Raw genomic sequence first — 20842 nt, 5'->3', positions numbered from 1 at the left:
TGCTAAGCACTAAGCACTAAGCACTAAGCACTAAGCACTGAGCACTGAGCACTAAGATCTACGTACCCAAGTGCCGGCACAAGCGAGTCAGAATCGAGATCATGTCCAGTCTGGCGGCAACGGTCGCCACGCGCTCTGCAGCTTATCCATTAGGTGCTGCAACGCTACCCGAGCGGCCTTGATATCCCCTCGTTCAAGAGCCGCGCGCAAGCGCGCGTACTTGTCCTGGGCTTGCCTATCGCCGGCATGGAATGCCACTAAGCTCGCCAATGGGATGTCCACATGCACCACGTCGTCCACATCGCGCTCTATCAGCCGGCACAGATCCCGCTTCCATCGCTCTGTGTGCGGGGCCCAGGCACGGCAATCCGAGTAGTGGCCGTTGTTCGCAATGGCGATTATGGCGTGGAGCTGAAAGCCTACAGACTGAATAAGGTGATCGTAGGACGATGTATCTGGGTTCCAAGAGGGACAAAGCACAACATCGACACGCCCAAGCAGATCAGCAACGCGGCGCGCCTCAATCATCTCACTGCAAATAAGTACCGAAAACGCGCCCCACGCGGAATGTATAACCGTCCGAATTTTTGACCGATTCGAAAAAGGCATGAACTGCACTGCGGGCTTAAGCTTCGAGAGCTGCGCCCCTTCCTCCCGAGCCGGCAGTCTCTTCGTCCACGGCCAAGCCGCAACCGACATGCAAGGCCCTGGAAGAACGGCGAAGACCTGGTTAGCGACGTAAGGCTGAGTCTTGTGGTGGATATACTCAAGCCCGGCCACTAAACCATATCGGCCAGACCTTACGACATGATTTGCTACCGTTCTGAACCAATGACGCGGCAGCGACAATTCGGGCAGTACTAGGACTTCCGAACCTCCTCCCCGCGACAGGCATGATGCCTTCTCAAGAACCTCAGCTAATCCTTGAAGGCGCTTCTTCGTTAACAGCGGTGAGCCGAATGGAGCACCGGGCACACGCTTCGCTGCAGCCGTCCACGCGGCTTCTTCAACAACGAGGTTCCCAAGGATAATACGCGGGCCTTTTTGCTCCAATATCCCTGGAACATACTTCTCGACAGCAAGAGGCTCGATTGAGATCGTGGCAGCATCGAGAACTCTGCCGATGGGATCGCGATACTCCGTGCCACGTACGGCATTTACGATGCTGAGAAGTTCGTCGAACGCCGTTTCGTCGAATCCGTTCTGTTCAACCCTATATAGCCAGCGTCGTGAAATATCAAAGTAAGACGGAGGGCGCGTACACAAAAAGAGCCGCGCGGCTGGCATCGCCCATGCAAGATCTCCGAGTTCATCACAGCGTTGCACGAATTTTGAGACTTCAGACAGTCGCTCGGAAAGCTCGTCGTTCCGACGCAACTCGGCAAGCAGCCATTTGCGGTCTTTGTCAGATCCACTGGGTCGCGGATGCGCGTCGTCTTCGCGATCACGTGAGCGCAAGTCGGCACAAGCAAGCTGCTCGGCACGACGCCGGAGCACAGTAGCCTTCACCTCACTAGTTCTCAGCCGAATTCGCCCGGAAAAACGGCTCGCAATCTGTTTCGCATCCATGCCGATTGGCAGACATGAGCTGATCGCCTCCAATCGCCGCTCATGAAGATAGTTGCGAAGCCAAATCCACGGACTGACTCTTTCGGCGGATATCTCACGACCGCGGTAGTAGAGATTACTCGCGGTCTTCCGCAGCGATTGAACTGTGCCCCACGTCCTATCCATGCGCCGGATCAGTTCCTTAGCCGACGTCCAGTCTCCAGAGCAAATCGCCAGTTTGAGAAAGCGAAACGATACGTCGAGGTCCTCTACCCAGTTGTCTCCAGCATCAACGACGCGGCCGACTCGCTCCAAGCAATGCCTCACGATGTCGCGTGCCTCGTTTCGATTGATGAGGCTCGAGACGCGCTCAAGAGATCGTAGGCTTGTGGACAGCGCAAAGCGCTCCAACCTTGCACGATCAGCATCGCGCAGCACTCGAAGTGGAGATCCTTCGGCATTTCCTGCACGTATCAGGTGACTCACACCATCGCCGACGAATGTAGATGAATCGACAAAAGCACGGCGCTCGCTTACTGCCTTAGAAAAGTCGGACGCAACCGCATCCACGAAGTCTCCACCAGGAACCCCAGCCAAGCGATGGACACGCACCTTTCTTGTCTGCAGTTCAAATTCAGACCCGAAACGATCAAGAGCCGTGACATCCAGTCGCAAGAGCTGATCGTCGGCTTCCAGAAGTGGCACGAAACGCCGTATCGTTTCAATACAGTCGTCTTCGCCGCATGGCTCCGCCACGATAACCACGTCGTCGACATACCGTCGGTAGCAAAGGACGCCGGGACGCGAAACGACGTGCCGATCTAGCGGCGCTAGTGATAGGTTTGCGACGACCCGACTGGTCAGAGCTCCTATAGGAACGCCGGTCACGATCGGCGTTGCAGCACGGCGTGATGCCAGCTTACGGAAGCGCCCATACGAGCGAAGCAGCGATGCTGTAGCGTGTTTGTACTCGGTGACATCATCCGGCTTCGCGCCCGCCTCCTGCAACTCGGCCACGAAAGACTCGCTGAGCATAAACGACGGAGCAATGGTGTCGTAAAAGCTTGCGAGATCCGCACTGATGATCAGCGCTTGCTGATCCCGTTCAAGCGCACTCTTCGCGGCGTTTAGAGGTGCTGTACGAAACTGCTGATAGCGCTTAGGCCAATACTCGAACAGCCATCGCCGGTGCCGAACAATCTGCTGGTTCCGAAGATCAAGCCGATAGCCCAAAACCTCCCTCGAGAGCAGTGCGTCGAGCAGCGCGCCAAAGCGCCAGAGGTAGAGCACTTCCGCAACCGCAAACTCAGGGTGCGGACTCAGTCGAAGCTGAATATCAATGGGGCAGGGGATAGGCTTTGATCGAGCAGCGCCGATCCTAACAACATGATCGCGCCCTCCTTCGGAAGCGTGGAGTCGCTTCGGGACGACCCACGTCTCGCCTAACTGGACATTGTCGAACCAGCCTCCACTGGCGAGCTTGGAGCGAAGTACTCTCAAGTTTCTCGGCAGTTCCTGCTCGTACGCAGCTAGTTCGAGAAGTCCGACGCCACGCCTCTCGAAAAACAGTGCGGATTTCGCCTGCCGGAACGCGAGATACAGGTCGGCAATAGTCGGAGTGAGTGAGCGCTTTTGCAAGACATTGGTTCCAGCAAGTAGGGAAGATTCCCGCTAGTCAATCGTTGTCGGGGAAAGCGGCGGGATAAATTGTCTTTGCCTTTCGACAAAAATGATCGCTCTTCCGCGCGAGCAGCCGCAATGCCTCACAAGTAATTTCGCGTGCCCCAGCGACGTACGGCTCCCGCGCTGAAGGCGGGAGACGTGTCAGGGCGTATACCGACTTCGCAACTCCTTCATTGCAGAGTGGTTCGAGATAATCGGCCAAGTCTTCGGCCTTGCTCCGAGAGATAGCCAGGATAAGCCTCTCTGGAAGATAGAAAGCAGGACTTCCCAAGGCAAATGCATCAACTAAAGAAAGCACCGGAAGCTCACGGTCAAGCGCTTCTCTAGCCAAATCAACCAGCTCCGGATCAGCATCACCCCATATGTTTAGCTCTCGGTCGCTAAGATCATCCTTCCTATCATGGATCCTCGACTCAACCCAATTTCGAAGCAACAAACTTGCCAGATCCGACCGCCCGAGATCTCGCAACGTCCGAGCAACTGAACTTGCGCTCGAGGATGTCATCCCCTTAAACGGTTGCTTGGCGATTCTTTCAAATCTAACTAGCAGATCCGCGCTGTTGTCATTGAAGGACGACCTCCACATCGCCCATGTGTCATTGTAAAACTGAGACTCGTCTATAACCGAATCGTTGCTAGCGAGTTCGCGAAACGCCACCACAAGACTGTCTTGATGTATAACGCCACTCCTAACAAAATCTATAATTTTCTTATCAATTTCGGTATTGAAATAGTGCCTGAAATTTGCAAGCGTGTTCCACACCGCGCGCAGCTCTGGATTAGCCGCAACTCCCGTATAACCTTCTGCACTATGCTTGACAACTAGATCCAGCGGCGGAGCCCCATCCCCAGATCCGTTGTAGCAGTACGACGCCAGAGCGAGGGAACGCGCTATGTACGTTATAGATCGCTCCGACAGAGTGCTCGCCTCGATCGCGCCTCTAATTGGCGCCAATAGCGATGAAGTTCGTTGCACAATGCGCAAGTTCTTAACGTTGAGCTCAATGAGCGCATCCCTTACAGAATCGCGAAAAATTTCGCCGCTCGGCGGCATAATAGCCGACACACATTCCTCGACGGATGGGTCGAAGGTGTACTCTTGGCGGAACACCTTTTCCCGGTGCATGTTCCATTCATCAATCGGGAATTCTTGTGATTCTGTATTTGCAATCACAACAACATTACAGTTTCGCTCTTCACTCAAAAGAGAAACCAGACCTAGAAAGTCTAGCAACCTAAGACTAGCTCCGCGACGTTCCACATCGTCGAAGCAAACCAACATGTTCCTGAGAGAGTTTTCTGCAATGACTTCGTAGGCTGCAAGTAAAGGACTGACCTTCTTGGCTTCCGGATCTGCACCTAGTCGCTTAAGTAGGGGCAACTTATTTATCGCACCTGCTTTGGTTTTCCGCCATCTTTGCGCCAGCCAGCCACGACCAACATTCGATGCTGCGACAGGTGCCGTAGCCACTTCATCATGCGTCTGGAACACCTCTCGCTTGAGTTCCTTTATGCTACCTATTCCAAATAAAGAGACGTAGGCATAACGCCTCTGACTTAAGCCTAGCTCCAGTTGTTCCGCACAATATTCTTTCCATAAGTACTTCCATAGATGAGTTTTTCCGCGCCCCCATTTTCCCTGAAGAACAATCGCTCCGCGGCCTGACTCGCGGATAAAACCTTTCAGGATTTCTGCTAGGTCCATTTGAGCACCTGTCGTCATGCAGTTGTGAGAGCGGAGAAACGAGGTCAGGTTAACTTGCGGAACCCACTTTTTTCTAGCGGATTTAGCAACTATTTTGGGACTGTCAGCGACGACGCCTTGTACCCGCTCGATGCAGCGATCGCCAACCACTCCTCACAAAACCGCCACCCGCTCCCCCTCCGCCACAAACAGCTTCGCCTCAGGCCCCACCCCAAACGCCTCCTACCAAGCCTGCAGATTGCGCACCACGCCATTGACGCGATACCTCGCCGGCGAGTGATTGCCGGAATCGATCTCAGCGCGCAGGGCCGCTTCGGTGGCCTGCGTTCGCAAGAGTTGTGCCCAGCCGAGGAACAATCGCTGTTCGCCGCTGAAACCGTCGCGCTTGGCCTTTGTGTCTATCCCGTTCGCTGCGGCGTGCAGGCGGTAGGCATCCAGCGCGATCGTCACGCCGACGAGATCAGACAGGTTTTCGCCAAGGCTGCGGCGGCCGTCGAGGCGCCCCGGGCAGTGGGGCGGAGCCGGTGCATCGGGAGCGTCGCTGAGCCGGCCTGGACGCCGGGTCGCGACCGGACCGACGCATTCGCCCCGCAGCCTCTCGGATCGTCGTTCGCCGTGTGATCATGTTCGCGTCGAAGTCTCGTATTGCCTGGTAGCCACACGACGAGACCCGTCTCCACGACCGCACACTGTTTTCCGAGGAATCCATGCTGCCACCGAACTCGACCCCACGTCCCAGGATGCCTTCCGTTGCCCGATTCCACTGGTGCGCGTGCGCGCTGCTGGGGCTCGCCCTGGCGGGCAGTGGCAGCCGCGACGCGCAGGCCCAACCCCTGCGCGGGCCGCAGGACCGCTGCGCCGAAGTCGTCGCGAGCGGACCTATCCCGTATCGCGGCACAACCTTGCTCGAAACGGCGGACATCAAGACCCCGGAAATCCGTCGGATCAACGCGCTGATATCCGCACGCTGCTACGACGAAGCCGCCGCCGCCATCTCCGACTATCAGTCGAAAGCGCCGCAGGATTACCAGATCGAGTTTGTCGTCAATCGGCTGATCTGGTTGACGCAAGGCGCAGAGGCCGCGCAGGAAGCCGTGACCGGATCGCTGGCCACGCACCCGGACTTCGCCTCGGTGAAGGTGCTGCAAGCCTCCCTCTATCTCGAACAGGAACGCTACGACGACGCACGCGGACTGCTCGACGACATCGCGAAGGCGATCCCGAACGATCTTTGGCTGATGATCGACCGCATGAAAATCGAACTCCACGATGGCCCGAAGCCGGATATGGCCGCACGTCTGAAGGACATGTTGAAGAACGCACAGTTTCCGCCCTCGGCTCGCGAACTGGCGGGGCGTTCCCTCGAACGGCTGACCGGGTCGGAGAGCGAGATAAGGAAGTCCATCTACCGGGACATGCTGACGTTCGAGTCCGCAACACCGTTCAGCATGAAAGCCGTGAATCTGGCGCGCGAACTCGTGATCCGCAGCAATAACCCTGACGAGTCGATCGCGTTCCTCGAACCGACGATGGCCGATCCCCGCGCCGCGGCCCGCAAGGAAGAACTCAACCAACTGCTGGCCGTCGCCTATCTGCAAAAAGCCGCCACGATCAACGCGGCGCCCACAAGCGGCAGCGCTGCGCTGATCGCGCGCAGCGTCGGCCTCGTGGAACCGTTGACGATGTACAGGGCCCTCGCACACGTCCCCAACGGTCTGAAGCTGCGCGCCCTCATCATCGACAGGATCGACCCGAAGCAACTCCCGCGCGGGATCTGAAGCGCCGCAACGCAGGCCGTGGAACCGAAGGCGGCACGGGCGTCGGCTCGAGCCGCATCACGCATGTGGCCTTTGTCGGTGAAGCCGTGCCTCACCTCATAGCCGCGAGAACGGGGGTGAACTTGCCCCCGAATCACGGACACTCGTTCAAGCGACCAGAGACAGCTCGAACTCTTCCAGGCTGAGTTCGGGTTGATTTCCGTAGCCACCTCTTGTTTCAGCAGCACCTGGCGACAACGGTGCAACCGCCAGCGACAACGCCTGACTACCCGAGCGATGCGGGGATCGACGATCCGAGTATCACCACACCGACGCCCGCTCCCCCGCCGCCACAAACAACTTCGCCTCAGCCCCCAGACCAAAAGCCTCATACCAAGCCTGCAGATTCCGCACCACGCCGTTGACGCGATACCTTGCCGGCGAGTGATAGCCCGAGTCGATCTCGGCGCGTAGCGCGCTTTCCGTGGCCTGCGTGCGCCACAGTTGCGCCCAGCCGAGGAAGAAGCGCTGTTCGCCGCTGAAGCCGTCGCGCTTGGCCTTGGTGTCTATACCGTTCGCTGCGGCGTGCAGGCGGTAAGCGTCCAACGCGATCGTCACGCCGACGAGGTCGGACAGGTTTTCGCCGAGGCTGCGGCGGCCGTCGAGGTGCGCGCCGGGTAGTGGCTCGAAGCCGGAGTACTGCGCCACCAGCACCTCGGCCTTGGCATCGAACGCCGCGCGCGCGGTGGTTGACCACCAGTCGCGCAGGTTGCCCTTGTCGTCGAAGCGCGAGCCCTGGTCGTCGAAGCCGTGCGCCATCTCGTGGCCGAGCACCGCGCCGATCGCACCGAAGTTCACCGCGCTGTCGGCGGTGGCGCTGAACGCGGGCGCCTGCAGCAGGCCGGCCGGAAAGGTCACAGCGTTGAGCTGCGGACTGAAGCTGCCGTCGACGGATTGCGGCGGCAGGTGCCAGCGATACGGCCGGCCGGGATGCTCGAGGTATTCCGCGTCGCGCTTCACCTGCGCAGCCTTCAGGCGATGCAGGTTGCCGATCGGATCGGCGGGCCGGATGTCGACCTCGGCGTAGTCGCGCAGATCGTCCGGATAGCCCAGGCGCAGTTGCATCGCGTCGACCTTCGCCAGCGCCGTGGTGCGCGTGGCCTCATCCAGCCATTCGGCCTTGGCGATGCGGTTGCGCAGCGCCTGCTTGAGGAATGGCGCCATCGCGTCGATCGCATCGCGGTCGGCGCGCGTGAAGAAGCGCGCGACGTAGCGTGCGCCGACCAGCTCGGGCAGGTTCTGGCTGACGAACTGGATGCCGCGGTCTTCGCGCGAGCGGCGCGAGGTCTGGCCGTTCAGCGTCGTGCCGTAGAAGGCGAAGTACGCGTCCTGGTACGCGCGCGGCAGCAGGGTCGCGTGGTTGTCCAGCCAATGGAAGGCCAGGTAGTCGCGCCAGGTTTCCACCGGCGTCACGGCGAACAGCGCGGCGCTGTCGCGGATCGCCGTGTCGGTGTTCAGCACGACGGCGTCGACGGCCGGATAGCCGCTGGCGGCGATGAACGCGCGCCACGGAAAGCCCGGCGCGTAGCGCAGCAGTTCGTCGAAGGAGATCGGGTGATAGTTCAACCGGCGATCGCGCAATTGCGGCGGTTTCCACTGCGCTGCCGCCAGCTTCCCTTCCAGCGCTACGATGGCGGCGGCACGCGCGGCGCCGTCGGCGATGCCGGCGCGGGCCAGGGTCTGCGCAATGTAGGTCGCATAGGCGGTCCGCTGAGGCGCGTAGTGCGCGCTGGCCGTGTCGTAGTAGCGCGAATCCGGCAGGCCGACGATGCGCTTGCCGGCGGCCTGCTGGTCCAGATGCAGGCGGCTGCGGCGCGTGTCGCCGGCGTCGAGGAATACGTAGCAGGCGGCGATGGTGTTGGAGAGCGGATGCGCCATCCGCTGCGCGACCTGGACATGCGTCGTGATCGCAAGAATCGCATCGAGGTCGCCGCGGACCGGCGCGAGGCCGGCCTTGTCGATGGCATCCAGATCGACGTAGCTGCGATAGAGATCGGACAGCTTGCTGTTGCCGCCGCCCTGCCCCGCCGCATCCTGCACGATCGCGCGGATGCGCGCTTCGGTGCGCAGGAACATGGCGTTGATTTCGCCGTATTGCGCATAGCCCGCCGGTCGCACGGTATCGCGCAGCCAGCCCGCGTTGACGTATTCGTAGAAGTCATCGCCGGGCTTGACCGTGGCACTGAGGTGCGACAGGTCGGCGCCCCAGCCGCCCGCCGCTGGTTTCTCCAGCGCCAGCGCGCGACGCGTGGCAACGGCCAGCGGCAACAGCGCGAGGCTTGCGCACAGGCGGCGCCGGGCAAGGTTGCAGTCCGGCGTTTCGGGAACGGTCATGGGCACACTCCTGCGGATGGCCTTGGCCACCGCTCGCGCGCACACCGTGGCCGGTGAAATGCGAACGGACACGCGGCGGCGTCGGTGGACGGGTCGAGTAGAGCCGGGATGCCGTTTGGCGGCGAAGGGTCGCGCGAAACGGGGTCAAGCTAACTTCCAGAACACTCTTTTCAGCGGTACTCCCCGCCGATCGCGACCGTGGCGACGTCAATGGCCGCCGGTTCGTATCTGCTAGGCGTGACGCGCGTTCTTCCGACTCGGGCGCAACCGTAACGGAGTCGCCAACTTCCTGAGCAGGCCAATTAGCTCGCCTGACCGCGCTTCCCGCCGCTTGCGAACCGGATGAGCCAGCGGCATTCACGCTTGTCCACCGATGCGCTCGTGAGCCTTCCTGGCTGCTGCACAGTAACGCCGCGACCGCTTCGCTTCGCGCCAGATGCGCCAGCGTAGGCCGCGAGATCATCGGCCATCGGTCTACTATGCGATCCTGTTTCGCGGCATGGAACGACAGAACGCAACGGACCGTCGTTCGCACCAGCAACGAAGGTATTTGACGATGCGCAAAATGAAAGCTCGACTCCGGCAATGGGCGCTGCTCCCGTTCGCGCTCGCTGGCGCGGCGGGCGCTGGCGCAGGCTGGCAGCACGACTGGAACGAAACTGGCCCGGCTTTCAGCCTGAACGTCGTTGATCGCCTCGAGATCGCGGGCACCGCGAACGGTTCGGCGCTGATCGGATCGTTGGAAGGATACGACTACCGCCTGTCGCACGTTCGCGGCGATGGCAGTATCGCCTGGCACGCCGCCGTGACGTCGTCGGAATGGATACCATCGCGTGTTTCGCCTGAGCCCGATGGCGCGGCCGTCCTGCTGTTGACGGGGCCGACCTACGCCAGCATCGCCCGCTTCGACGCGTCCGGCGTGCTGCAGTGGAGTTCAGCACTGCAAGGCACGCACTTTGCGGTCGGCGCGGACCGGATTGCCACCCTGTCGGTAGCAAGCCTCCAACCTGCCCTCGTCACGGCGATCGACCGGTACAGCGGGCAATGGCGCTGGCAAAGCACCATTCCCGGGCTTTACGGCAGCGGATTCGCGGAATCGCCGCTGGCCGTCGACAGTGACGGCAGCACCTATGTCAGTGGTCGCGGTAGCAGCGGCGAATCGCTGCTCGCCAAGCTGGATCCGCAAGGCACCTTGCGATGGCTCAGGCGCGTCGCGGCCTCCCAGGTGGTGACCGTGCGCGACGGCCGCGTCTACGTGGCGGATTCTTCCGCGCTGCAGGCGCTGAATCCAGCCGATGGTCAGACGTTGTGGCACAACGACGCGTGCGGGGCCTACCAGGGCGAACTGTCGTTCGTTGCGGGCGATCCGCTGTGCGCTTCTGCCACGACGCTCAGCCGGCGTTCGGCAGCCAGCGGCGGCGAGGTCTGGCACCGTGACATCGCCGGCGGCGTACTTGGTGTATTCGGCGACGATGTATACATTGGCTCGGATCCGGTCTCGTTCCCGGCTGCCGACGGCCTGCTGCAGCGTCTGGCCGGCAGCGATGGCGCACTGCAATGGCAGCAGGCGATGCCGTTCCCGTTGCGTGGCCGCATCTGGCAGGTATCGGACGATCTGATCGGCATCGCCTGCGCGACGCTGACAACGGACGCCGTTGCGCTGCACCGCTACCGCATGCTGGACGGCAGTCTGTCCGACATCCGCAGGGTTGACGATGTGCCGCGCGGTGTCAGGGATGCAGGCGAGACGTATGGCGGCGCCGATCTCTTTGTGCTCGGCCAGGCACCGTGGAAAGCACAGCCGGCGCTCGTGCGGCGCCTGGCAACCGACAGCGGCAGCGTGTTGTGGGAAAACGCCACGACGCAGCGCAGCACCTTCCCGGGCCTTGCGCTGACGCCGAACCGGCTGCTGCTGGCTGAGATGAACGAACTGAGCCAAGCGGTCGTTCGTAGTCTCGATCGGGCAAGCGGGGCGTTGCGTTGGGAGCGCCGCATCACCGAAGGCCGTACGTACAGCTCGAGCAGCAAGCCGCCGCGCATTGTTGGCCTTGGCGGCGACGACGCACTCGTCAGCTACGGTTACGTTGATCTGAACGGCCCGTCGGTCTTGCGCCGCGTGCAGGAGCTGCAACGGCTCGATGAGGCCGCCGGTGATGTCGTATGGAAAAAGCAGGTCACCGAGTGGGTCTATCCGTCCGTGTCCATGCCATGGACGGAACCTGCGCTGTTCGGCATCGGAGAGGACGTACTGCTCTGGGCTGCTGCTGGCGCGTCCGCCCCGCCGGCCATGGGTTTGCAGCGGCGTTTCGGCAGTGACGGCGCGCCGGATTTCGTCGTAGCCGCAGCACCGATTTCCGAAATGGCGCGCCTGTCCGTCGCCGCGGACGCCGTATTCGCCATGACACGGCCCGACGGGGACACGCTGCGCCTGGTGAAGTACAGCGCATCATCCGGCGCGCTACTGTGGCAGTTCGACTATCCCAGGGCACCGTGGCCCGAGGTGCTGATCCTTGACCTGCTGCCGCTGGCCGACGGAGACGTCCTGGTGTTGCTGCACCTGTACCACCCGACGTCGACCGGAGCACGCGCGACGCACCTGCTGCGCGTCAACGGCGACGGCAGCGGACTGCGCTATGTCTACCGCACGCGCATGCAGGGAAAGACGCGTGACCTGATGACCCGTGTCGTCCTCGCCGCCAACGGCGAAGCACTGTTGGGGCGGCAGCTCTACTACGACCGCCGCGGCATTGATTTCCTGCAGCGTTTCGATCTGGAACAGGGCAGCGTGATCGGCTCGCAAGCGATCGGCCTGCGCGGCGTCGATCCGTTCGCGCAGCGCTCGGCCTGGGGCAGCACCTTCATCCCTCACGGCGACGGTGTGCTGATTTCCGGCACGGCGCTGCGCTCACCGCTGCCACCCACCCGGCGCACCGCGCTGCTCGACCTGGGTATCGAACAGCGCGGCGACCTGGCACTGCAGGTGCGGGCTTTTCCCGTCGGTATTGCCCCGGGGGACAGCGTGCCGTTTGCGGTGGGCGTCCGCTATACCGGCGATACCGCAGTCACAGACGCTACGCTGATTGTGGAATTGCCCTGGCAAAGCGGCGTCAGTGGCTTGAGCTGCAATGGCGCCGGCGTCGACCGCTGCGAGCTGCAGGTTCGCCACGGCCAGATCGTCGCGCGCTTCGACGCAGCACCCGGCGCGCAGCTCGAACTGGACGGCACGGTGCGCATGCTGGCCGTGCCCACGCTGGACAAAAGCGTGCTGCGCGCCGTCGTGCATGGGCCGACCGGGTTACTGGAAAGCGACGTGCACAACAACTTCCGCAGCGTACCCGTGGAAGGGCCGATCTTTGCCGATGGCTTCGACGGATAGAAGAAAACCGGACCCGATTCGAGTGGCGCTTCCTTCAGGCGCTTCTAGTCCACGTACTTGCTGACCATTTCCCCGGACAGGGCCGCAGCTGCATACGCAGTTTGTTGGGTTTCGTTCGTCGCTTCTCAGCGCATGGCGCTATGCGGCCGGGTTGTTTTCCCACGCGTCGCAAACAGCTCATCGCCTACCGTCACGTCGCCGGGGGCGAGGAGGCGGTGCCAACTCAACTTCCACAACGTTTTTTTCTGCGGCACTTGCCGACAATCTGGCGACTGCCGGCGACGATTCATCGCCACTCTTCTCGCCGCTGCACAGCGAACCTGCCCCCATGCGGCAGCGAACCGCATGTTCCGCCGCCGCTTGCAGTAACCTCGCAGCCCTGCACGGAACAGCCTCCGTGATCAAAGGTCGCCTGATGAGATCGCTGATTGTTTCGTTGTTGCTGTTCATCGCCGTACCGATGTTCTCGCCGCCGGCCCGCGCGGAACCGGATACCGGATCCGTACGCAACATCGGCAAGAGCGATCCGCTGCGCAAGCCGCTGCTCGATGCGTTGCGCGGACCGGTGGAGAAAGACCTGGGTCAACCGGTGCAGTTCGTCGTCAGCCTCTTGCGCGTGCAAGACACGTGGGCATTCGTCATCGCGACGCCGCAAACCAAGACCGGCCAGCCGATCGACTATGCCCGTACGCACTACGCGCAGGCGATCGCCGACGGCGTGTTCGATGGCGGCACCGTGTTCGCGTTGCTGCAGTCGGAAGCAGGCGCCTGGTCGGTCAAGGAGTTCGTCATCGGACCGACCGATGTCGCCTTCCTCGCCTGGCCCGAGCAACACGGCGCACCGGCGTCACTGTTCGAGCTTCCATTCGATTGACGAGCGATTCGGCGTGCAGCGCTGAGTTGGCGCGCTGCGTTTTCTGATTTGCCGGTCACCGTGGGACTTCCGTGGTCGCGACATGCCCTTCCCCGCCGGTCGCGACTGAGGCGCCGTCGATCGCCACCGGATCGTTTCCGCTCGGCGTGGCGTGCGTTCCGACTCAGGCCGTCGCGCGCTGCGCCGTGCGCGTTCCAGACAGTTCCTCGACGAGGTCGCGGTGTGCGGGCAGGTCCTTGATCGCGTGCTGGCTCACGGCGCGCAGCATGGCGAATTCGCGTCGCGCTTCTTCGGCGCGCGGATAGCGCCCGCGCTGGTCGCGCAGGTCGGTCTGGAATTCCATGCCGTAGAGGATGAACTGCCAGCTGGCCGGCATGAACATTTCCAGGTCGGTGACGAAGTCGAGACGATGCGGCGCGCGCAGGCGCCATTCGGCGAGGCGGTCGCGCAGCGTTGGCGGAATGGTGGCCGTGTCGGCGTTGTCGATCCAGAACGCGCTGTCGCGGCGCTGGGTCAGGCAGTAGTGAAGCTTGAGGAAATCGACGATGCGCGTGTAGCGCTCGCTCATCATGTGATTGAAGTGCGCCGCGGCGCGATCGAAGCAGGCGTCCATCGGCAGCAGGTGGGCGAGCAGATAGGTGCCCATCTCGACCAGGCCGATGCCGGTCGCTTCGAGCGGCTCGAGGAAGCCGGCCGAGAGACCGATCGCCACGCAGTTGTGCTTCCACTGCACCGGTCTATACCCGGTTTCAAACGGCAGGCGACGCGCGTTCAATCCCTGTGCCGCCGGCCCGATGTAGTCGCGCAGCACGGCTTCGGCGCGATCGTCGCTGGTGTGCCGGCTCGAGTACACGTAGCCGACGCCACGGCGCTGCTGCAGGCCGATATCCCAGGTCCAGCCGGCTTCGTGGGCGGTGGAGATCGTATGCGAGGCGATCGGCGCATCGGGACCGGCGTTGGGCACCTGGATCGCCACGGCGCGGTCGGCGAACAGAACGTCGCCCACCGGTGTGAGCGGCTGCCCGAGTGCCGTGCCGATCAGGGCCGCACGCATGCCGGTGCAATCGACGTAGAGGTCGGCCTGCAGGGTGCCGAGTTCGCGCGTGACCACGCCGGCGATCGCACCATTCGCATCGAGCGTCACGTCGCAGATGGTGGCCAGCTGATGGTCGACGCCGAGTGCGCGACCTTCCTCGGCGAGCAGCGCGGCGACCTTCATCGCATCGAAGTGGTAGGCATAGTTCATCGGCCCCTCGTAGTCGGGGTCCTGGCGCCGCTTCGGCGCACGGCCGGCAGCGGCGACCGCGCTCTGCAGGGTCACCGCATCGGCGAACGCCCTGCCTTCGCCGGCCTCACCGAGCAGCCAGTACGGCACCAGGTCGAGTCCGTCGACGCGCGAACTGGGCAGGTTGAACGGATGGAAGTAGTGATCGCGGCCGGGCGAACCTGCTGGTCGTACCCAGTCGACGAAGCGGATGCCCTGCTTGAAGGTGGCCTGGGTTTCGCGGATGAAGCGCGCCTCGCTGATGCCGATCTGCGAAAGCGCGCCACGGATCGACGGGAACGTGCCTTCGCCGACACCGAGAATGCCGATGTCGGGTGACTCGACGAGTTGGATGCGCACGGCACCCGGTGTACGGATGTTGAGGGTCTTCGCGAGGTAGCAGGCGCACAGCCAGCCTGCCGTTCCGCCGCCCGCGATCAATACGCTTCGCAGCATGGGTGCAGCTCCCGATTCGTGCGCTGACGGCGCGCCGGTTGGCGCCAAGCCGCGCACCGTACGCCCGAATGACTGCGCTGTCATTTTGCATTGCAACAGTGATTTTCCTCGAATGACAGCGCTATCAAACTTTGATTGACAGCGCTGCCATCGGTATGCACTCTCCGTCGCCAGCGGGTAAACACAGACGCTCGGGGACTGGCTCAGAGGGCGTCATCATCGGGAGGGATTCACCCATGTTCGTTCGCAAGACCTTGCTTCACCGTTCCATCGCCGCGGTGCTCGCGGCCACTTCGGCCATGGCGGCGGCGCAAGGCGATGCCGGCGCGGATTCGAAGTCGACGCCGGACGGCGGCGATGCGGAAACCACCGCGCTCGACCTCGTCACGGTGACGGCGACCAAGCGCAGCACGCCGCTGCAGAAGACGCCGATCGCGATCACGGCGATCAGCGCACAGGCACTGGACAAGGAGCGCGTGATCACGGTGCAGGACATCACCAGCCTGGTACCCGGTTTCGCCGCGACGACCCAGGGCGACCACGGTGTGATCACGCTGACCCTGCGCGGCATCGGCAACGACAGCGCCAAGACTGAATACGCCGATCCGGAGGTCGCGCTGTTTGTCGACGGCATCTACACGCCGCGCGCCGAAGGCGCTGCCTCGCTGTTGCTCGATCTCGAATCCGTCGAGGTGCTGCGCGGTCCGCAAGGCACGCTGTGGGGCCGCAACTCGACGGTCGGCGCGGTCAACATGCAGACCGCCAAGCCCGTGATTGGCGACAACTCGGGCAACGTGCAGTTCGGCCTTGGCAACTACGCGCGCCTCGGCGGCCGCGGCGCGTTCAATCTGCCGATCAGCGAAAGCTGGGCGATGCGTGTCGCCTTCGCCCACGAGCAGCATGAGGGCTACGTCGACTACCAGAATCCGGGCGCACTGCTGCCGTCGCTCGAATCACAGCGCGCCGCCTACCTCGCGTCGGGCGGCGATCCGGCCGCGTTCCAGGCGATCAATCCAAACTTGTTCGTCGCCAGCGGCGAAAAGTACAACGCGCAGAACCAGAGCGCGGTGCGCATCAGCAGCCTGCTGCAGCCCAGCGACACCTTCAGCTGGAACGTGTCCTACGAATATTTCCGCGATACCGGCACGCCGAGCATGAACCTCATGCAGACGCCGCGCGCGGGCCAGGATTTCTGGTCAGCCTTTATCGACACGGCGCCGTCGCTCGATCGCGAGGTCAACAGCCTGCGCAGCCGCATGGACTGGGAGCTCAGTGACTACCTGTCGTTGTCCTACATTGCCGGCATCAGCCGCTTCGAAGGATCGGCGGATTTCGATCAGGACGGCGGCGTGCAGGTGCCGACGAGTTTCACGACCGGCGCGACTTACCAGCAGGACCGCACCAACTATTCGGTCTATCGCAATCACAGCCACGAACTGAACCTGACCTCGAACGGCGAGAACACCGTCGACTGGATCCTCGGGCTCTACTACGCCGCTGAAAAGAACAAGATCCGTTTCGATATCCCGATCTTCAATGGCACCCAGCAGGGCACGGTGGCCTGGCAAGGCTCGTTCATCCAGCCCAAGCAGACGGTCGATTCCAAAGCCATCTTCGGCCAGGCGACCTGGAATGTGTCGGACGAATTCCGCCTGACCGGCGGTCTGCGCTACACCGATGACGCGAAGGAAAACATCGGCGGTCGCGGCTGGGGCTGGCAAGGCTCCGGCAATCCTGCCATTCCGCAGGTGCCGATCGCACCGGGCACGATTCCGAGCAACGCGAACGGTTTCGGATTCGGTATCGGTGGCATCAACGACGGCCAGTACGACCACGGCCAGTTGACCTGGCTGGCGCGCGCGGACTACGACGTGGCGCCGGGCTTCCTGATCTACGGCAGCGTGTCGACCGGCTACAAGTCCGGTGGCCTGCAGGACGGCGGCGTGCCGTACGGGCACGAGGAGCTGACCAATTTCGAAGTCGGCACGAAGTCGTCCTTCCTCGATGGACGAGTGGTCTGGAACAATGCTTTCTACTACGAGGATTTCAAGGACTTCCAGCTGGCCGCGCCGATCACGTTCGTCGACGGCAGTCGCGGCCTCGGCTTCTCGAACGTCAAGGGCAGCACCAAGGTCTGGGGCTTCGAATCCGAATTGAATGCGCGCCTGACCGATGTCGATCGCCTGCAGTTCGTGTTCTCGGCGATTCCGCACAAGAAGCTCGGCACGCTGCTGTACGCCGGCTCCAACGACTATCAGGGGCTGCCGCCCTGCCCGGCCGCATCGGGCATCGGCAACTGTCTGGACGTCTCGGGCAACGAACTCGCGCATGCCCCCGATGCCGCGTTCACCCTGGTCTACGAGCACGATTTCCGCTTCGCCAGCGGCGCGCGGCTGACCCCGCGCATCAGTACCCACTACGAAACCGAAAGCTGGCTCAGTGCGTTCAACCTCGGCGACGGTGACAAGCAGTCCAGCTACACCCGCACCGATCTGAGCGCGCGTTATCTCAATCCGGACGGCACCTGGTACGTCGACCTCTACGTCGACAACGTCGAGGACAAGAAGATACGCACGAGCGCGGGCAGGACGGCCGTCGGCAGCGGCTTTGAATACCTCTCGCAATACCTGCCGCCACGAACCATCGGAATGAATTTCGGCTTCTGGTTCTAAGCAGACGCCGCGCTGCTCGTCCGATACATCCGGCAAACCCGTTCCCCAGCGACGACCGGAATCCGTTGACGCGCGCCTCCCCTCAGCGTCCACGGATTCCGGTCCGATGCCCACGGCGATGCATCGGGCCGGCGCGGATCCCCACGTCGCCTCGCCACAACGGCGAGCGCGAAACCCCAGCGAACCATGAGCAAGATGATGCCGAAAGACGAAAATCGAATGCCGCCTGTGCGCTTCCCCGCGGATTTCCTCTGGGGTGCGGCGACCGCCGCCTACCAGATCGAAGGCGCCTGGAATGTCGATGGCAAGGGAGAGTCGATCTGGGACCGCTTTGCGCACACGCCGGGCAAGGTGCGTGGCGGCGACAACGGCGACGTCGCCTGCGACAGCTACCACCGGTTCAGCGAGGACGTGGCGCTGGTCAAGGCCATGGGCCTGGACAGCTATCGCTATTCGATCGCCTGGCCGCGCGTGCAACCGGGTGGCCGCGGCGCCCCCAACGCCAAGGGCCTGGACTACTACCGGCGGCTGACCGACTGCGTGCTCGAGGCAGGCCTGCGCCCGCTCGTGACGCTGTACCACTGGGATCTACCGCAGGAACTCGAGGACGCCGGCGGCTGGACCCAGCGCGATACCGCCGCGCGCTTCGGCGACTATGCGGGACTGGTCGCTGACGCACTCGGCGACCGCGTGCGCCACTGGATCATCCTCAACGAACCCAAGACCTTCACGTCGACCGGCTACTGGCTCGGCGTGCATGCACCAGGGCGACGCGATGCGCGAGGCTTCCTGCGCGCGACGCACGTCGCCAACCTCGCCCAGGGATTCGGCTTTCGCGCACTCAAGGCACATCGCGCCGATTGCGAAATCGGCAGTGCCTTCGATGTCGGGCCGATGTATCCGCAGTCGGATACCCCCGAAGACGCCGCAGCCGCCGAGCGCTGGCATCGCTTTCTCAACCTGTGGTTCCTGCATCCGGCCCTGCTCGGCGCGTATCCGGACGGCGTGCTGCCGGTCGACGAGCTCAACGCGCTGCTCGGCTTCCTGCCGGGCGACGAAGTGACCGTGCGCGCGGCCTTCGATTTCGTCGGCCTCAACTACTATTCGCCTTGGCTCGTGCGCCACGCCCCGGGTGAAAGCGACATTCCGGGCCTGGACTGCATCGGCGAGTGGGCGAAGGGACGCGGAGAGCTGCCGCGGACCGACATCGGCTGGGACATCGACGCGAACGGCTTTCGCGACATCCTCGTGCGCATGCGCGAGCATACCGGCGACCTGCCGATCGAGATCAGCGAATGCGGCGCGGCCTTCAACACCGGACCCGGCGCCGATGGCGAGATCAACGACCAGGCGCGCATCGATTTCCTGCGCCAGCACCTCAAGGCCATGGCCAGGGCGATGGCCGAGGGCGTACCGGTGCGGGCCTTCCACCAGTGGAGCCTGCTCGACAATTTCGAATGGGCGGAAGGCTATTCGCAGCGCTTCGGCATCGTGCACGTCGATTTCGAGCGCGGCCAGACGCGCACGCTCAAGGCATCGGGCCGATGGTTCGCCGAAGTCGCGGCCGCCAATGCCGTCGCCTGACCTGCGCCTCGCCGACCACCGCTCGCGCGCATCGCGAAACCGGCGGGGCGCGCTGCGCTGTCGCGCCGCCCCGTCGTCCCCAGCCGGAGTGAACCCGAATCCATGAACGCAATCCCTGTCGCGGCACTCCCGGAGCGGCTGCCGACGCGACGCTATCTCGGCTATGGGCTCGGCGATTTCGCGTTTAATTTCTACTGGCTGCCGCTGCAGGTCTTTCTGCTCAAGTACTACACCGACGTGCTCGGCCTCGCCAGCGGCGCGGCCGGCATCATCGTCATGATCTGCCTGATCTGGGACGGGCTGGTCGATCCGCTGATCGGCATCGTCGCCAACAAGACGCGCACGCGCTTCGGACGCTATCGCCCGTACATGCTGTTCGGCGCGATTCCACTGGCGGTGACTTTCAGCTTCGTGTTCCTGCCCGTGCCGTTCCACGACACCGCGCTGATCGTGTATGCGCTGGTCACGCAGTTGTTGTTCCGCACGGTCTACGCCGCCGTCAACATCCCCTACGGCGCCATGATGGCGTCGATGACACGCGACTCGATGGAGCGCAACTGGCTGGCCGGCGCGCGCATGCTGTTCGCCTTCAGCGGCTCGGCCGTGGTCGGCTATGCGACACCGCGACTGGTGGCCTGGCTCGGTGTCAGCAATCCGGACTCGGCCTATTTCTGGTCGGCAGCGATCCTGTCGTCGTTGGCAACCCTGGTCATCTTCGCCAGCTACGGGTTGACCGAGGAACGTCTGGAACCGGTCGCCGAGCAGCAACGTCATCCACCGCTGCGCGAACTGCTGCGCATGCTGGCCAGGAACACGCCCTTCCTGCAGGCGGCCGCGGCCATCGCGCTGTTCGGCTTCGCCAGCACGGTCACCAGTGCGAGCTTGCCGTACTTCGTGCAGTACTACATGCGCGGCGAGCCGACCATGACCGGCGACCTCGCCAGCATGATCCCGTTCGTGCAGATGCTCGCGATCCTGCCGTGGACGTTGATCAGCCGATACACCGGCAAGCGGGCGGCGTGGATCATCGGCCTGCTCATCGCAACGGCGGCGCTCGGCGTGCTGAATCTGATCGACAGGCCGGATGCGACCATGGTGTTCGTACTGGTCGGGATCACCGCGTTCGGTTCGGCCGCAATCGCCGTGAACTTCTGGTCGATCGTCCCGGACACCGTCGAATACGGCGAGTGGCAATCGGGCGTGCGCGTCGAGGGGTTCGTGTTCGGCCTGGTCACCCTGATCCAGAAGTCGGCACTCGGCATTTCCTCCGCCTTCGTCGGCCTCTATCTGGTCTGGATCGGCTACGTGCCGAACCAGGAACAGGCGCCGTCGACGGTCGAGGGGCTCAAGTACATGTTCACGCTGTTCCCGATGATCGGCATGCTCGCCTCGTGTGCGGTCATGCTGTTCTACCGGCTGGACGCGGGCACGCATGGGCGGCTGGTCGCCGAAATCGCCGCACGTACGCCGGTGCGTTCCGGTCCATGACCGATCGCACCACGCCGGCCCCACCGGGAGCTTGCCTATAC

At 63.0% G+C, this 20842-nt stretch carries 11 protein-coding genes; 6 read left to right on the top strand and 5 right to left on the bottom strand.

The window, feature by feature from the left end:
• Positions 1 to 99 precede the first annotated feature (99 nt).
• The 3 genes from RUU78_RS18110 to RUU78_RS18100 all read right to left on the bottom strand — a co-directional run bounded on the left by RUU78_RS18110 (position 100) and on the right by RUU78_RS18100 (position 5530).
• Positions 100 to 3186 carry an RNA-directed DNA polymerase gene (locus RUU78_RS18110; protein ID WP_313918870.1) on the bottom strand — a complete coding sequence of 1029 codons (3087 nt, stop codon included), beginning with the start codon at positions 3184 to 3186 and terminating at the stop codon, positions 100 to 102.
• A 37-nt stretch (positions 3187 to 3223) separates the two neighbouring features.
• Complete coding sequence (locus tag RUU78_RS18105; protein ID WP_313918869.1) at positions 3224 to 4936, bottom strand: hypothetical protein; 1713 nt, start codon at positions 4934 to 4936, stop codon at positions 3224 to 3226.
• A gap of 222 nt (positions 4937 to 5158) precedes the next feature.
• The gene (locus tag RUU78_RS18100) at positions 5159 to 5530 is read right to left on the bottom strand and encodes a M13-type metalloendopeptidase (protein ID WP_313918948.1); all 372 of its coding nucleotides are present in this window, start codon (positions 5528 to 5530) and stop codon (positions 5159 to 5161) included.
• A 113-nt stretch (positions 5531 to 5643) separates the two neighbouring features.
• Here RUU78_RS18100 and RUU78_RS18095 point away from each other — a divergent pair, with 113 nt between their 5' ends.
• Positions 5644 to 6714: a tetratricopeptide repeat protein gene (locus RUU78_RS18095; protein WP_313918868.1), complete on the top strand. Its 1071-nt coding sequence runs from the start codon at positions 5644 to 5646 to the stop codon at positions 6712 to 6714.
• A gap of 300 nt (positions 6715 to 7014) precedes the next feature.
• Here the strand turns inward: RUU78_RS18095 and RUU78_RS18090 are convergent, their stop codons facing one another.
• Complete coding sequence (locus tag RUU78_RS18090) at positions 7015 to 9087, bottom strand: M13 family metallopeptidase (protein WP_313918867.1); 2073 nt, start codon at positions 9085 to 9087, stop codon at positions 7015 to 7017.
• Between the two features lie 565 nt (positions 9088 to 9652).
• On the opposite strand from RUU78_RS18090, the gene RUU78_RS18085 reads away from it, so the two are divergent.
• Both RUU78_RS18085 and RUU78_RS18080 read left to right on the top strand, forming a co-directional pair.
• A complete protein-coding gene (locus tag RUU78_RS18085) occupies positions 9653 to 12463 on the top strand; it encodes a PQQ-binding-like beta-propeller repeat protein (RefSeq protein WP_313918866.1) in 2811 nt (936 codons plus the stop codon).
• A gap of 415 nt (positions 12464 to 12878) precedes the next feature.
• On the top strand, positions 12879 to 13337 hold the full coding sequence (locus tag RUU78_RS18080; RefSeq protein ID WP_313918865.1) for a hypothetical protein: 459 nt from the start codon (positions 12879 to 12881) through the stop codon (positions 13335 to 13337).
• Positions 13338 to 13500: 163 nt separating this feature from the next.
• Here the strand turns inward: RUU78_RS18080 and RUU78_RS18075 are convergent, their stop codons facing one another.
• Positions 13501 to 15057 (bottom strand): tryptophan halogenase family protein, encoded by a 1557-nt coding sequence (locus tag RUU78_RS18075; protein WP_313918864.1) that lies wholly within the window; start codon positions 15055 to 15057, stop codon positions 13501 to 13503.
• A gap of 236 nt (positions 15058 to 15293) precedes the next feature.
• Here RUU78_RS18075 and RUU78_RS18070 point away from each other — a divergent pair, with 236 nt between their 5' ends.
• From RUU78_RS18070 to RUU78_RS18060, 3 genes are all read left to right on the top strand, one after another.
• Complete coding sequence (locus RUU78_RS18070) at positions 15294 to 17729, top strand: TonB-dependent receptor (RefSeq protein ID WP_313918863.1); 2436 nt, start codon at positions 15294 to 15296, stop codon at positions 17727 to 17729.
• A gap of 219 nt (positions 17730 to 17948) precedes the next feature.
• Entirely contained in the window at positions 17949 to 19313 is a 1365-nt protein-coding gene (locus tag RUU78_RS18065) for a GH1 family beta-glucosidase (protein ID WP_313918862.1), read from the top strand.
• A gap of 102 nt (positions 19314 to 19415) precedes the next feature.
• Entirely contained in the window at positions 19416 to 20801 is a 1386-nt protein-coding gene (locus RUU78_RS18060; RefSeq protein ID WP_313918861.1) for a glycoside-pentoside-hexuronide (GPH):cation symporter, read from the top strand.
• Positions 20802 to 20842 lie beyond the last annotated feature (41 nt).

It is taken from the genome of Tahibacter sp. (assembly GCF_032229445.1).
Classification (GTDB): domain Bacteria; phylum Pseudomonadota; class Gammaproteobacteria; order Xanthomonadales; family Rhodanobacteraceae; genus Tahibacter.
The sequence above is the reverse complement of the archived record's forward strand: the minus strand, read 5'-3'. Positions and strand labels throughout refer to the sequence as shown.

What these genes read in the sequence shown, in the direction of transcription:
- RUU78_RS18105 (WP_313918869.1), bottom strand. Translation starts at nt 4,936, where the DNA reads ATGGACCTAGCAGAAATCCTGAAAGGTTTTATCCGCGAGTCAGGCCGC.
- RUU78_RS18095 (WP_313918868.1), top strand. Translation starts at nt 5,644, where the DNA reads ATGCTGCCACCGAACTCGACCCCACGTCCCAGGATGCCTTCCGTTGCC.
- RUU78_RS18090 (WP_313918867.1), bottom strand. Translation starts at nt 9,087, where the DNA reads ATGACCGTTCCCGAAACGCCGGACTGCAACCTTGCCCGGCGCCGCCTG.
- RUU78_RS18085 (WP_313918866.1), top strand. Translation starts at nt 9,653, where the DNA reads ATGAAAGCTCGACTCCGGCAATGGGCGCTGCTCCCGTTCGCGCTCGCT.
- RUU78_RS18080 (WP_313918865.1), top strand. Translation starts at nt 12,879, where the DNA reads ATGAGATCGCTGATTGTTTCGTTGTTGCTGTTCATCGCCGTACCGATG.
- RUU78_RS18075 (WP_313918864.1), bottom strand. Translation starts at nt 15,057, where the DNA reads ATGCTGCGAAGCGTATTGATCGCGGGCGGCGGAACGGCAGGCTGGCTG.
- RUU78_RS18070 (WP_313918863.1), top strand. Translation starts at nt 15,294, where the DNA reads ATGTTCGTTCGCAAGACCTTGCTTCACCGTTCCATCGCCGCGGTGCTC.
- RUU78_RS18065 (WP_313918862.1), top strand. Translation starts at nt 17,949, where the DNA reads ATGCCGCCTGTGCGCTTCCCCGCGGATTTCCTCTGGGGTGCGGCGACC.
- RUU78_RS18060 (WP_313918861.1), top strand. Translation starts at nt 19,416, where the DNA reads ATGAACGCAATCCCTGTCGCGGCACTCCCGGAGCGGCTGCCGACGCGA.